This window comes from Bacillus sp. S2(2024) (genome assembly GCF_050474045.1).
GTDB classification, from domain to species: Bacteria; Bacillota; Bacilli; order Bacillales; family Bacillaceae_G; genus Bacillus_A; species Bacillus_A yunxiaonensis.
In genome coordinates this window covers 1,702,258-1,716,616 of the sequence record NZ_JBFLUS010000003.1, presented here as the reverse complement: position 1 = coordinate 1,716,616, position 14,359 = coordinate 1,702,258, and the positions used below count along the sequence as shown (strand labels likewise).

Sequence of the window (14,359 nt, the reverse complement as noted above, 5' to 3'; positions counted from 1 at the left end):
AAGAAGGAAATCAAAAAATGCCATGAGCGGAAATTTAAATTTCTAATCCAAAAGAATTGTTCGTTTTTTACACTTGGGGGTAAGCAACTTTCTTAACTTGATGGATATGGCTACCCCTACTTAACAGTTTTCTTATTGATATAATCTTGTTCTTCTTGAGCAGTTGCAAGTCTAATAGCTTTTCCAAGTTGTCCACCTTGCCATTCCCATACTTGATTATGGACGTCAACGCAATTAGAAAAATCTCCGGACTTCCACTTGTTCAATACTTGAATATAAAAATCGTAATGATGAAGTTGATCTTTGTTTGACTCAACTAACTTTATTACAGCTTCAATGTTTTCAGGAGTCATCGGAATGTATCCCCAACGTTCATCAGCAATAACTTTTTGGTGAGTCATTTCATGGAGACGACTTTCAATATCCGTGTCTGTTGCGTATTGGTAGTTTTGTTCTTTAGCACTTTTATTTGGAGCCATCTGATATTCTTGAGATTGATTAGACGATTGAGAAACAGATTTTGCTTCAACTTTCTCAACTTTTTCTTCCTTAGGTTTAGAAGAAGCTTGTTTAGGTTTTGCATCCAAATTGTTGACATACGAGACTATTCCAAAAGTCACCGTGGCAGAAAGAACAAGAGTGATAGAAGTCCATTTTAAGATTTTCTTAGCGTTTGCCATTGGTATAATTTCCTCCAGTTTTTAGACTAGTAGTTCGCAATTCATGTGGACGATTATCCAGCAGATGATTGAAAGAATGATTGAAACAAAATGGACATGACCTCTGTCAGAGGTCATCTTTTATTTACATCACCATATTCGGCGCATACACAACTTCTAATATGTAGCCGTTTGGGTCATAAAAATCGACTGTATAATATCCTTCTGAATACTCTTTCACTTCTATCGGTCCACGAATGATTGTGGCACGAACGTTATGTAAAAAATGTGCTACCTCATCAACTACAGAACGATTCATTGCTTGATAACAAATATGCCTTGGGCCTAACATTCGTACAAGTTCTACACCAATCTCTTTAAAATATATTTCTGTTTTCCCTGTACTAAAAGCTGTTTCATTGAGTTGTTTCCAGCCAATAATAAAAAATAATTCCCGATAAAATTTCATAGATTCCTCTAAGTTCGCTACCCAAAATTCAATATGGTGAATACCAGGCTCATACGTTTTTTCCGACATACTCCCCTTGCTCCCTTTCCCATTTCACATTATTTTGAATTCACAACACTTACAATTTCTTTCGGTATATTCACAATGTAATTCGGAGATTCATCCCGCACCGTTTCTATCACATCATAGCCCCAGCTTACCCAAATTACTTCTACACCAATTTTTTTACAAGATACAATGTCTCGAAGTTCATCTCCTACATAAATCACATCGGAATTTTTTAGTTTATTTGCTTTTAAAAATTTCTTTATCACTTTGTCTTTTCCAAAAATATTATTAGAGCAAAAAACATCATGAATAAAATCAATTTCATTATGACGTAAAAACTCTCGAATGTGCTCCTCAGCATTCGAGGATACAATAACAATTTCATAGCCGCTCTCTTTCAACGTCTGCAAAACATCTCTTATTCCATCGAACAAAGTAAGAGTTGAGATCGATGGTTGATATAATTTATAAAACTCTAATGCTATCATAGGGATTTTATACAGAGGCACGTGAAGCAATTTACACCTCTCAGGAATTGATAACTTCCGCAATGCTTCAACATCCTCTTCTCTTACCTGTTTAAAACGGTATTTCTCTGCTATTTCATTGAAAATAGGAATAAAGATATCTTTAGAATCTACTAACGTACCATCAAAATCAAAAATAATATATTTATTCATTACGAATGCTCCTTGTTATCATTACTTTTATATTCTTTATACTTATGAATTCTCTTTCAAATTGACATTACCTTTTATTTACTTTTTCTTCATATCAAAAAAAGAACAAGGCATATATCCTTGTTCTCCTTTTCCTATGAAAGCCATTGCGGCGGTGTATTTGTATTCCAATAAATATCCCCAAGCTCATGGTGTGCTGTAAAATCATCTTCATAACGATGATAATGAAAATTAAAATAATAGCCGTCTTGCGGCGGATGATCTCGTCTCACGTGAAAACGCAGTATGTCATCTCCGGTTTTTGTATCATAAACATGAAAAATTTTTTCATGGCTTCCACCCGCTGGCTTTTGCGAAATAGCTAAAGACTGTAATGAATCTTCTGGTGTAGTCTTTGAAAGTTCTGCTATTGCCACCTCTATTTTCGGCAATATCACATCTTTAAACTCATCACCAATAACTGGGCCAATTTTCGATCCGAATTTCTCCATTGATTGCCGTTCTGCTTCTTGCATCGCATAAGAGAGAAATACCTCTGAACTTATCTCGTTTTGCTTTTCATCCAATGTATACGACGTTTGCTCTAACTTTTGTTGTCTTGTAGGCTTGTCCGCTTTTGCATTATCAAGTAGCACAGAAGGAGGTGTTACTAATCCAAATGTAAATATAGTAATTAACGTGACGAGCGTCTTTTTCATCCAATTTGGCATTTTCCATACCTCCCTTTCTTTGCTTATGTTTTTATAACTGTTTCTTCCATTATACAAAATGATGCCAATTTTTGCACTTTACAAATTTATTAACGTTAACATTATTTATAAAAATTTGAATATGGAATAGTAAGATTTCATACAATAAGTATTATTCTTTGGTTTTACTAGGAGGTTTTTCTTTTGAATCTCGATCTTCTCTTTTCAGGTGTAAGCATTGTTGTTCTCATCTATTTTATGTATGTGTCCATTACAGATTAACAAAAAGAGCTATACAGCTCTTTTTTTGTTAAGTATAAAGTTCAACTAACTATTAGCAGAGATTTTTCTTCATTCTCCATTGATGGAAAACCCAACCAATCGGGCTCTTACATACATTTATATTCCGCCTACTTTTTTTGCTTTTTCAGTATCTTGATAAAAGAGTCTTAACGCCCGTTTGTTCGGGACAAATAAAATCCACACTGTTATTAAGATTGCAACTCCCGCACAAATTCCAGCAGCCATGACATAAAATTGCGCTAGTACAACAATACCGTATACAAATAAAGCTGGTATAAACAAATATCCCTTCGCCTTCTGTGAAAGCCATAGTTTCTTTCCTTCTGAACAATATAACTGTAAAAATAGTTTTCCAGAAAAAACTTTCCATATGTCACTTGAATAACGAAATATTGCAAATGAAGCAAACAAAATAACGATTGCAGCAATCCACCATGGTGCAATCCAAATCGCATTTGCACTAACAAAGACAATGCGAATGTAAAAACCACCTGCATCACCCGAACGAAAATATTCCTTTAAAAATGCTTCAATGATTCTAGAATCATTGCTATTTCCTATCAATATACGTTTAGAACGCGGAAATAGCCACGGCTTCGCTGCATTTGTAGGTTTTTGTACCTGACCTCCAAGTGCCATAATTTGTGTTGTCCATCTCATTTCTTCTCCTTTTTCTTTTTCAATTTCTTTAAAGAAGAAGCGATGGTAATGCATTTTTTCTTTTACTAAAAAAATACTTATGATAAAGAGAAGTAAAAAGAACAAAACTGTATAAAAAGACTGTTGTAATATATATTTACATGTTAGTCCGATATATATAATCCCTACAAAAAAGAGAATATTTTTTATAATTATTACTTGCCACTGTTTATGGAATCGAACATCAATATAGCGTTGCAACAAGGCAAATGTGAAACGAAAACAAGTCAAAAACACGAAACAGAAAAAAGCTTGCACACCAGTTCCATTTAAACTTTTCAAAAAGATTGGTAAACATAGAAGTGTTATAAGTGCACTTGTGAAACAAATACGACAAAAAGAATAGACCATTCCATATTTTATCATTTGTTTAATATGATTTAGAAATTTAATGAAAAACAAACTATCTGCTTGTTCTAAAAACGAGCGTACACTTCTGGAAAATGTCGCTACATAAAATATAAGAAATCCGGCAGAGCAATATAATACATCTTCAGATGTCAGTCCATGCTTCCAAAGTGAAACATAATAGATCCAGCTAAAGACAAGTGCTGGAACAATTAAGTATAATGCAATCGTCCAATCGACAACGGATCGCACTGCCCTCCACTTTCGTTTTACCTCATGAAACAACCTTTTATAAAATAGTTTTCTAATCATGTTGTTCCCGCCTTACAATTACGTCAAAGCAATCTAATAATGTGCCTTCTGGTATATTAGCAAGTGTTTGAATGTTATGTAGATCTCCATTTGCAAATAATGTTCCTTCTGAAATTAATAAGAAACGCTCACATATTCTTTCTGCTGTATCTAGCACATGCGTGCACAGTAAAATACCAGCACCGCGTTCCTTTTCCTTATATAAAAAGTTAAGAAAATCACGAGTCGCTGTCGGATCTAATCCAATAAATGGTTCGTCAATAATATAAAAGTCGGGTTCTGTTAAAAAAGCTAAAATAAGCATCGATTTTTGTTTCATTCCTTTTGAAAACTTCGATAAATATTCATGCTTATGCTTGTCCATCCGAAATGTACGTAACAACTCTTCCGCTTGTATTTCCCAGCTTCCTGATTCAACATCCCTGGCAGCCATTAATAGTTCAATATGTTCCCATAATGTTAAGTAATCATAATACGTCGGATGTTCAGGTACATATGCATACGGATTCTTTTTATCTCCAAACGAAACCTCCCCTTCCATATGCGCCAATAACCCAAGAATTGATTTTATTGTTGTACTCTTTCCTGCTCCGTTTGCACCAATTAAAGCAACTAGTTCACCTTGTTCAATTGAAAAAGCAATATTATGAATCGTTTGTTCTCCAGCTTCGTATCCAGCCGATTTTATGTTAACTTGCAGCACATGTACCCCTCTCTCCCTACATAAAATTACAATAAATACCTATGAAAATAATAACATATTTTTCTATAAAAATACTTTTCAATCTAAAACACAGCAAAGATATAATTCATATGCAGGAAAACAATGTTAATAGTAGAATCCTTTATATTCTGAGTTCAAAAAATTTATTGTTATTCCATGCACACCTTTTTATAAAACATTTCTAGCAAACGACGTGAAAGGACAATACTATGATAAATAAACGAAGCATCGAAGCTATTTTCATCGACCGTGACGGTACAATCGGCGGCGATACAACGATTCATTATCCTGGGGAATTTCAGTTATTTTCATTTACTAAGATAGTTCTAGATAAGCTAAAAGAACAAAATATACAACTATTTTCTTTTACAAACCAACCTGGTATTGCTGATGGCAAAGCAACAAAAGAAGATTTTATTGAGGAATTAGAAGCATTCGGTTTTGACGACATATATCTTTGCCCGCACCGGCAAAGTGATGGCTGTACATGTCGTAAACCGGAAACAGGAATGCTTCTTCAAGCAGCGGAAAAACATAATCTCGATTTAACAAAATGTGTTGTAATCGGTGATCGCTGGAGTGATATCGTTGCAGGTATAAAAGTTGGTGCAACAACGATTTTAGTACAAACAGGTGCTGGATATGACGCTCTGCATACATATCGTCATAAATGGGCGAACATGGAAGCTAATTATATTGCAGAAAATTTAGAGGACGCTATTTCTTGGCTCTTTACACATCCTATATCAAAATAAAAACAGCAATGCCATTTAAAACGGCATTGCTGTTTAATTACTCTATTCGCCCTTGCATACCTCAACGATAAAATACTAAAACTATTTCTCTATGAAAAGCTTGTCCGTACATATTCATATGTTATGAGACTGAATCATTATATGCTTGGTTATGTATCACTAGTTATATATGGATTTTTACAAATTTAATTCATAATGAAAATAACGACTATCTCTTATATAACCGTTTTCTGCATATAAACGCTGCGCTGTTACATTATCAACCTCAGTTTGAAGTTTTAGCCCTTTTGCTCCCGTCTCCAATGCAAATTGCTCCGCTGCTTTTAGTAATTGTTTCCCTACCCCAGATCCTCTCACATCTTTTTGCACAAATAAATCATTTAAAATCCACAACTCTTTCATAGAAATGGACGAAAAAGAAGGATATAACTGTGTAAACCCTACATACTTCCCATCTTCTACTGCTACAAAAATAATTGATTCTTTTCGCTCTAAACGTTCACGTAAAAATTGTTCTGCTTCTTCTTTATTAGAATCTTGTCTATAAAACATACGATACTCATTAAATAATGTTGCTACTCCTTGTAAGTCTTCCATAGATGCTTGATATATTCTCATTTCTCTTCGCTTCCTTTCCAATAGTTCTTCATTAAATCCGTTGCCCAATCTGGCTGCTTGATTTCTTCTCTTGGCAAAAACTCTTTCATAACTGGCTTCATATCTAAAATAGGGGTACCATCAATCGCATCTAACCCTTGCACAACTAATTTCTTTCCTTCTCTACGTACTACTTTTACAATCGTAGCACCTAATTTATTCGGACGATTTTTCCCTCGCTGTGCAAAAATGCCAACTTTCGGATACTCTTCATTATTTCGAGGATGTCTTGCCGTGTACTGAATGTTGTCATCTGTTACTCTATCAAAATAAAAAATAACTTCGATATGTGAAAATTGTTCAATCTCTTGTAAACTCTCTTCTTTATATGCATCCGTCAATTCAATAACAGACTCGATTTCTCCCCACAAATCATCTTCCACAGCAATTCGTTCATTATGTACAAAAGCGATCGGTTGTAACGAAAACATCGTATCCCCCCTTTTTGTAACCCCTTACATTATAATATATTTTCTGAATACTTTCCAGGAATAACACTTAAGTTTACATAATAATATTATGTAAAGAAAGAAGAGAAAGAACATAACTTTCTCTTCTTTCTAAATATTATATTAGACCTGTTAAACTATACGTGCCAATTACAACAAATACCGCTACAGTTTTAATAATTGTAAGTGCAAAAATATCCCGATACGATTGTTTATGAGTTAATCCCGTTACTGCCAGTAATGTAATAACTGCCCCATTATGCGGTAATGTATCCATTCCCCCTGATGCCATTGCAATAATACGGTGCATGACTTCTAATGGAATATGAAATTGCTCTGCAGCTGCAATATATTTATCAGACATTGCACTTAATGCTATTCCCATTCCCCCAGAAGCCGATCCTGTAATACCTGCAAGCACATTTGTCGTAACTGCCCCATTAACAAGTGGATTCGTAAAAGTTGTTGAAATACTATCACGAATCACCCCAAATCCTGGAAGCGCTGCAATCACACCACCAAATCCATACTCTGCACCTGTATTCATTGCCGCTAGTAATGCTCCCCCAATACTTGCATTTAACCCAGTTTGAAAGTCTACAAATACACGCTTCCAATTTAAAAGAATTGTTGTTACGATGCCAATTACAAGTGCTAATTCTACTGACCACACGCCAAGTACTCCAGACAATTCTACTTTCCCAAAACTTTTTAAACCAATGGATGCAAAATCAAAACCATTTGGATACCATTTTGGAATAGCAATTGTAAAAAATTTATTCATCACACCTACTAAAATAAGCGGAACAAAGGCGAGCACTTGACGAAGCGGTGTAATATCAACCGTTTGAATTGGCGGTTTTACACTTTGTTCTGCTTCGATGGCTGCCGCCATTTCAGTATTTCCATCTTTAAACCCATAATATCCCTCGCCCTGCGCTTCTGCCTTACGACGGCGTCTTTCCAAATACACCATACCGACTATGAAAACAAAAATAGCTCCCGTAATTCCTAAGAAAGGACCGGCATAAATATCTGTCTTAAAAAATGTTGTCGGAATAACATTTTGAATTTGCGGCGTTCCTGGAAGTGCATCCATTGTAAAAGTAAGCACTCCAAGTGCAATTGTACCAGGAATGAGACGTTTCGGAATATTTGCCTCACGAAACAAATTAGCTGCAAACGGAAATATAGCAAATGCCACAACAAATACACTGACGCCACTATATGTTAAAATAGCTCCCATTAATACAATTGCAAGTATCGTTCGTTTCACACCAACAATTTGGATAATTGTCTTTGCGATAGATTCTGCGATTCCTGACATTTCAACTATTTTTCCGAAAATCGCTCCTAGTAAAAATACAGGGAAATATAATTTAATAAAGCCAACCATTTTCTCCATAAAAATATTTGAGAAAAAAGGCAAAACGTAAGTCGGTTCTGTTAACAAAACAGCAAACAGAGCACAAATCGGTGCGAATAAAATGACAGAAAACCCACGATATGCCACAAACATTAGCATACTAAGTGCTAATAAAATGATTACTAATTCCATATGTTCCTCCTTTGTAATTTCCAAGGAAATATTTATAGAATTTTCAGTTTATTAACCTTGGATTGGTTTTATATTTTCACACAATTTCTTCGCAATCTATAAAGTTATAATCGTAACAAATTCGATATAATTCTATCACTTCTCCATACGAAGGAATGCGAGGATTGTTACTTGGACTCCCACTTGCAAGTGCATCTTTCGCCATCTTTGCTATAACCATTTCAAACTTATCTTTATCTATCCCATATTCTCTCATATTTGGAATACGTAAATCTGTGCAAAGATGCTTTATTTCATTAACAGTAAGATGTGTAAACCCTTCATCTGATAGCGCTTTCAAATCTGATCTGATTGTACGCCCAATATCCGAGAGACGTTTCACTGTATACTCTTTCGTAAACTCTAATACCGCTGGAAGTAACATTGCATTTGATAAACCATGAGGAACATGAAACATTGCTCCAATAGGACGGGACATTCCATGAACTAATGTTACAGACGCATTTGTAAAAGCAATTCCAGCTTGCATTGACGCAAGCATCATTTGCTCTCTAGCTTCTATATTCTGGCCATCTTCATAAGCAATACGAAGGTATTTCATAATCTTTTCAATTGCTGAAAGTGCAAATATATCAGTAAGAGGTTGTGACAATCGAGAAATATATGCCTCTATCGCATGACATAACGCATCTATTCCTGTTGCAGCTGTTACATGAGGTGGAGTAGACACTGTTAATAATGGATCTACAATAGCTACTTGAGGTATAAAACTTGGGTGCTTAATCATCATTTTTACATCTGTGCTTGTATTTGTAATAACAGTCGCACTCGTAACTTCAGATCCTGTTCCGGCAGTCGTTGGAATAACAATAAGAGATAGAGGTACCTTTGTTATCGGATATTGATTACCAACGTATTCTCCAATATTCCCTCCGTTTGTTGCGATAACAGCAACGGCCTTTGCAACATCAATACAACTTCCTCCGCCAAGTCCTATAACAAGATCACATTCATTCTCATAACAAGCAGCTAATGCTCGTAATACGTGCTCATCTGTCGGTTCAGTATTCACATCAACAAAAGTCACAACTTCTATTTTTTTAGCCGTTAACATTTTCCTGCACCTGTCTACATAGCCAAGCTCATTCATAATAGAATCGCTTATTATCAATGCTTTCTTGCCATACTGAATTGCCTTTTCTCCTAGTTTTTCTAACGCATTTGTTCCATATAAGACTGTCTCAGGTACTCTAAATTCTGAAATTCCTTGCAAATATACCCCTCCTTCTTTTTTCATCCGTATACTAGCTTCGTTAGAAATAACAGTTTACATAACAAGCTACTTTTACAATTCCACTTCGCAACTAAAATTCCTCTTTTAAATGCCAAATATAGTCATTTTTTATAACATCCATATACAAAAAAAGACAAGGTGACCACCTTATCTTTCTAAACAAATTTTATCAATCTATTTTTTCTAATACATAAACACACTTCTTTATATGTTCTACTTCTTCAATAATATGAGTAGCTCCCGCTGCCACTAATTCTTCTTTACTACCATATCCATACATTACTCCAATAGAATCAATCCCAACTTGCTGCGCTCCAATTATATCATGCTCTCGATCGCCTACCATAACCACATGACCTTTCTCTAAATCGTGATATGTATGTAAAATATGCTGAATAATGTCCGTTTTTGCAATACGTGTCCCATCTAAATTACTACCGACAATCTCTTCAAAATAATGCGCAAGATGGAAGTGTTCTAAAATTTGTTTTGCAAATATAGTCGGTTTAGATGTTGCCACAAATAAGCGTTTACCTGCATTCTTTAAATCATCTAAAACACTAGGAATGTATTTGTATACGTGATTCTCAAACATCCCCTTATCTTGAAAATATTCACGATAATATGTTACTGCTTCGGTTACTTGTTTTTCATTCATTCTATATATACTAGCAAATGAATGTTGAATCGGCGGACCGATAAAAGATAATAATTTTTTATCATCTTGTTCATCAATCCCCATTTTTCTCAGGGCATATATGACCGAATTTACAATCCCTTCTTTCGGATCTGTTAATGTGCCATCTAAATCGAATAAAAAAGTTGTATACATTTATTCCCCTCCGCTCACTTTACTTTATATGATATGAACCAAAAACATGTATTCATATGAATCTCTAAATCAGTTGCAAATGGTTCGAAAATAGCTGTAAGTTCTTCCTTCGAATAATAATTTTTTATAATTTCATATTGCTGGCCATCTGCTAATGAACGGATTTTATATGTATTTTCATCATTAATCTTAGAAATAAGTGTTCCGCCAATTTCTTCGTTATACATATTATCTGCCATACATACAATAGATCCTTTTTCTAAAACTACATGAAATTGTTCTAAAAAAGAGAAAATATTTTCTTTCGGTATATGGGAAAACCAAAAGTTTGCATAAGCCCCATCGAATGTTTTTGTTAATTGATTCAATTTATATGCATTCCCCTGTACAAAGGAAACTTTAGATGACAAAAGTTGTTTTTCTTTCGCTATAGTAAGTACTTCTTCTGAGTAATCAATCGCAGTAATGTGCTGAGCCGTTTCAGCAACATATTGCGTCCAATATCCTGTACCACAAGCAACCTCGAGTACATTCTTCCCAGCAAGCTTTTCTTTCAAAACATTTTTTATTTCTATTAATTCTGCCTGTCTAATAGGGTCTTCTCGAAAATATACCTCTTCATAAATTCTCGCTCGATTACTGTAATATGTTTTCATTGCCATCCCCCTTATCATTCCAGCCACAACCTTTACCATTTTACAAAACAATCATTCAAATGTAAATATTCCAATAATAAACAAACCACAAGTTACCATCTAACAAAAAAATCAATATGTACAAAATTTTTCTTATCATGTATGATTAGATTTATTTTCCAATTTGTAATAGATGGTGAATACATATGACGACAAAATTAATTTTCATTATGCTTTTTACAATGATTATCCATGCTGTGGAAACGAGCTCCTATAGCATTCGCTTAGCTGGAGTTCGATTAAAAAAGATTACGGTAGCACTAGCAATCATAGGAATTGTATTACTTGTTTCCAGAACATCGAACCTTCTGCAAGCGGTTATGCTTGGTAGAATTGTAGACAGAGCTCGAATACATGGTGATATCGATATGGAAGCTACAATACGCCTTATATTATTAGCAGCTTCCATAGGCACATTACTTGCACTATTTTTGTATCCAACGCTTACAAAATTATTTGGATATGTCATTCAGCAATTTGAAATAGAAGGATCATTCATCCGGATGATGAAAACAAATAATGTGCAAAAACTGCGCTATACAAAAAAATATATTAGATTTCCAAAACTAGAAATGATTCATCGTTTGCGAATTGGCGGTATTCCAAAACGTATTATGCTCATTAATATGATTGCAACAGCAATTTATACCGCTGGCGTACTTGCTGCCTTGTATGCTTCCGTATTAAATCCAACTTATGCTACTACTGCTACTACTGCATCTGGCCTTATTAATGGATTTGCTACCATTCTACTTACAGTATTGCTAGATCCGCGAATTGCCTTACTAACCGAACAAGCTCTCCAAAAAGAAAACGGTGCGGAAACAATGGGAAAAATGTATGGATGGTTAATGATTTCTAGATTTTTAGGAACATTACTTGCCCAAGTGCTTTTTGTACCAGGAGCTCATTGGATACTGTGGATTATTTCAATTACGAATTGAAAATAGCGTGGTAAAAAAGTTCTTATTATTTATGAGAACCTTTTTTATCACGCTATTTTTAACCTTTTATGTTCAGCACTTAAAACCCGCCGCGAATTGTTTTGTTTCTTTATTGATAAGGAATTATTATTTATAAGTTTTCCTACGGTCTTTTACATTCTTTTTCATACCATCTTTTAATCCCCTTCTTACTACCTCTAAATATATGGTAATTTATCGAAGTTGTTTAATGTTTAAAACCACATACACATATAACCCCGTTTCGGTTTCAGAACGGGGTTATAAAATTGTTTAACTTTTGATACAGATTACTTCATTGCACTAAAAATATATAACAATAAAATCTTTTAAATCTAAGGATTATTTAAGAATCGCGTCCATTTGTTTAGGAAAGGAAATCTTGTACATTGATTTAATATATCGACTTGGTTAAAAGCAAACTAAAATGATGTTTTATAAACAAAGCAATTGAGGATCTTATTCAGTTTAAGGAGTACTATTAGAATTTTTGACCAACCAAGGTTTTATTAATGACAGAACCGTTGCAGGTTGCATGGCTTTGATGTGATCCATGCCTTCTCCTTCCAAAATTTCTACATCCCATCCTAAGTGTTCTAGCACTTGTTTATTTTTTTGCAGTGTACCGCCAATATCAACTGTTACACTTCCAAAGTTTTCTCCATAAATAATAATGTCTTTTTCACCAGCAAACGCTAGCCTTGGAATAGCTAGTTTGTGTTGAATTTCTCGATCATCAAATTCCTTTAAATTCTTATATAACGTTACAAACTGTTTGGTTTGATTCGTGTTAATTTTCACCTTTATGTTATCCCAATCAATCTTTTCTGGACTTTTAGTCTTATCCTGCTCATTAAAGACAAGGGAATCTTGGTTATTCCATGCCTGTTCATATGTCTTATTAGTTACAATCAACATTTCTTTGTATGGCCCATCCATTGGCGGAAAACCACCCATTATTAAGCTTTCTAATCTATTTGTCCTAATTGCTAATTGTAGTCCAACTAAAGCTAACCAAGAGTATCCATAATAGCTAAATTTCTTAACATTCATCTCGTCAGCAATTAATAATAGATCTTTTACTATGTTTTCAGATGTTAGATTCTCTGGATTCGGGTGTTTCAAACGATGTCCTTCATAATCAAAATATAAAACCTGAAACTTGTTTTGCAGTCCCTCGACAAAGTGTTTTCCAAATTCAGGGTCTAATCCCCACAGCTTTAAGTTTTCAGCTTCTTCGCCAAAAACGGAGTCTTTAGCTACTGGCAGCATGATTGTTTTAAAATTCGGATTACCAACTAAGCCAACTTTTAATTCTGATTGATCCGTAAGTTTTATGAAACTCTCCATTTCTATCACTCCCAAATTGTTTATACTAATATCATATAACATTCATGCAATCTTTCGGATTTGCGCTATTTTTTCTTGATATATTAGAAATTCATTACAAATATGTTATTGTAGCACTTGAAGGTTTTACTTTAAATAAGGAGTTAAAAATGGAGAGATATACGCCTAAACAAATTGCAAATTCCTTAAATGTTAGTACAACAACTTTGAGAAGATACGAAAAACAAAATCTCATTCCTGATGTACCAAGAACGGAAAGTAATCATCGATTCTATACATCCATACACTTTCAAGCATTTACTACAATTAGGACTTTATTAAAAGGGTATGAGATACCCATTGTCTATGAAGTCATGAGAATGATTAAAAACGAAAGCTTTGAAAAAGCTCTTTGGTTAGTAAATGAACAACAATTTCATATACAGCTGGAAAAACAAAGGGTGGAAGAAATACTGGCAATGATTCAAAGTGCTAATTTTACGAAATATAAAAATGGAAAATTAAAGGAGTTTATGAGTATTGGGGAGGCTGCAGAAATAGCAGGCGTAAATGCTTCGGCTATTCGCCATTGGGAATATGAAGGGTTAGTCCATTCGGAAAGAAATAAAGAAAACGGCTATAGAATGTTTACGATAACAGAACTACGTAAAATACTGGTCATCAGCAGTTTGAGAAAAACCGTTTATTATATTGAAAATATGAAGCAGCTTTTAAATGAATTAAACACACAAAACTATAATAAAATCGAACGTTCCTTTCAACTGGCTTTGGAAAATCTAAATGATCAACTATTGTTTCAATTTAAAGGAATCGCAGAGCTGATGAAATATATAAGCTTTTACCAAGAAATGAACACTTAAAAAAGAGGTAAGCATC

At 34.3% G+C, this 14,359-nt stretch carries 16 protein-coding genes; 3 read left to right on the top strand and 13 right to left on the bottom strand.

Annotated elements, in window-relative coordinates; genetic code table 11:
• Positions 1-116 precede the first annotated feature (116 nt).
• The 6 genes from AB1284_RS08545 to AB1284_RS08520 all read right to left on the bottom strand — a co-directional run bounded on the left by AB1284_RS08545 (position 117) and on the right by AB1284_RS08520 (position 4,910).
• Positions 117-680 (bottom strand): DUF6241 domain-containing protein, encoded by a 564-nt coding sequence (locus AB1284_RS08545; RefSeq protein WP_429750153.1) that lies wholly within the window; start codon positions 678-680, stop codon positions 117-119.
• Between the two features lie 124 nt (positions 681-804).
• On the bottom strand, positions 805-1,197 hold the full coding sequence (locus AB1284_RS08540) for a VOC family protein (RefSeq protein WP_429750155.1): 393 nt from the start codon (positions 1,195-1,197) through the stop codon (positions 805-807).
• Positions 1,198-1,226: 29 nt separating this feature from the next.
• Positions 1,227-1,856 (bottom strand): HAD-IB family phosphatase, encoded by a 630-nt coding sequence (locus AB1284_RS08535; protein ID WP_429750157.1) that lies wholly within the window; start codon positions 1,854-1,856, stop codon positions 1,227-1,229.
• 134 nt (positions 1,857-1,990) lie between these two features.
• On the bottom strand, positions 1,991-2,566 hold the full coding sequence (locus AB1284_RS08530; protein WP_429750159.1) for a YpjP family protein: 576 nt from the start codon (positions 2,564-2,566) through the stop codon (positions 1,991-1,993).
• 378 nt (positions 2,567-2,944) lie between these two features.
• Positions 2,945-4,207, bottom strand: coding sequence for an ABC transporter permease (locus AB1284_RS08525; RefSeq protein WP_429750161.1), 1,263 nt, complete (start codon positions 4,205-4,207; stop codon positions 2,945-2,947).
• Positions 4,200-4,910, bottom strand: coding sequence for an ABC transporter ATP-binding protein (locus AB1284_RS08520; RefSeq protein ID WP_429750163.1), 711 nt, complete (start codon positions 4,908-4,910; stop codon positions 4,200-4,202). The genes AB1284_RS08525 and AB1284_RS08520 overlap by 8 nt, the downstream gene beginning before the upstream one ends.
• A gap of 230 nt (positions 4,911-5,140) precedes the next feature.
• Between AB1284_RS08520 and AB1284_RS08515 the strand changes: the two genes are divergently transcribed.
• Positions 5,141-5,686 carry an HAD-IIIA family hydrolase gene (locus AB1284_RS08515; RefSeq protein ID WP_429750165.1) on the top strand — a complete coding sequence of 182 codons (546 nt, stop codon included), beginning with the start codon at positions 5,141-5,143 and terminating at the stop codon, positions 5,684-5,686.
• A gap of 177 nt (positions 5,687-5,863) precedes the next feature.
• Here AB1284_RS08515 and AB1284_RS08510 read toward each other — a convergent pair whose 3' ends face one another.
• The 6 genes from AB1284_RS08510 to AB1284_RS08485 all read right to left on the bottom strand — a co-directional run bounded on the left by AB1284_RS08510 (position 5,864) and on the right by AB1284_RS08485 (position 11,132).
• Positions 5,864-6,304 carry an N-acetyltransferase family protein gene (locus AB1284_RS08510; protein ID WP_429750167.1) on the bottom strand — a complete coding sequence of 147 codons (441 nt, stop codon included), beginning with the start codon at positions 6,302-6,304 and terminating at the stop codon, positions 5,864-5,866.
• The gene (gene tsaA / locus AB1284_RS08505) at positions 6,301-6,774 is read right to left on the bottom strand and encodes a tRNA (N6-threonylcarbamoyladenosine(37)-N6)-methyltransferase TrmO (RefSeq protein ID WP_429750169.1); all 474 of its coding nucleotides are present in this window, start codon (positions 6,772-6,774) and stop codon (positions 6,301-6,303) included. Before tsaA ends, AB1284_RS08510 begins: the two co-directional genes overlap by 4 nt.
• A 136-nt stretch (positions 6,775-6,910) precedes the next feature.
• Entirely contained in the window at positions 6,911-8,350 is a 1,440-nt protein-coding gene (locus AB1284_RS08500) for a GntP family permease (RefSeq protein WP_429750171.1), read from the bottom strand.
• Between the two features lie 76 nt (positions 8,351-8,426).
• Positions 8,427-9,623, bottom strand: a complete 1,197-nt coding sequence (locus AB1284_RS08495) for an iron-containing alcohol dehydrogenase (RefSeq protein ID WP_429750173.1) — start codon at positions 9,621-9,623, stop codon at positions 8,427-8,429.
• 190 nt (positions 9,624-9,813) lie between these two features.
• The gene (locus AB1284_RS08490) at positions 9,814-10,476 is read right to left on the bottom strand and encodes an HAD family hydrolase (RefSeq protein ID WP_429750174.1); all 663 of its coding nucleotides are present in this window, start codon (positions 10,474-10,476) and stop codon (positions 9,814-9,816) included.
• Positions 10,477-10,490: 14 nt separating this feature from the next.
• A complete protein-coding gene (locus AB1284_RS08485) occupies positions 10,491-11,132 on the bottom strand; it encodes a class I SAM-dependent methyltransferase (protein WP_429750176.1) in 642 nt (213 codons plus the stop codon).
• A 185-nt stretch (positions 11,133-11,317) separates the two neighbouring features.
• On the opposite strand from AB1284_RS08485, the gene AB1284_RS08480 reads away from it, so the two are divergent.
• Positions 11,318-12,115, top strand: coding sequence for a lipid II flippase family protein (locus AB1284_RS08480; protein ID WP_429750178.1), 798 nt, complete (start codon positions 11,318-11,320; stop codon positions 12,113-12,115).
• A 486-nt stretch (positions 12,116-12,601) separates the two neighbouring features.
• On the opposite strand, the gene AB1284_RS08475 is transcribed toward AB1284_RS08480, so the two are convergent.
• Positions 12,602-13,483, bottom strand: a complete 882-nt coding sequence (locus tag AB1284_RS08475) for an alpha/beta fold hydrolase (protein WP_429750180.1) — start codon at positions 13,481-13,483, stop codon at positions 12,602-12,604.
• A 149-nt stretch (positions 13,484-13,632) separates the two neighbouring features.
• Here AB1284_RS08475 and AB1284_RS08470 point away from each other — a divergent pair, with 149 nt between their 5' ends.
• Positions 13,633-14,343: a MerR family transcriptional regulator gene (locus tag AB1284_RS08470; RefSeq protein ID WP_429750182.1), complete on the top strand. Its 711-nt coding sequence runs from the start codon at positions 13,633-13,635 to the stop codon at positions 14,341-14,343.
• Positions 14,344-14,359: the final 16 nt, after the last annotated feature.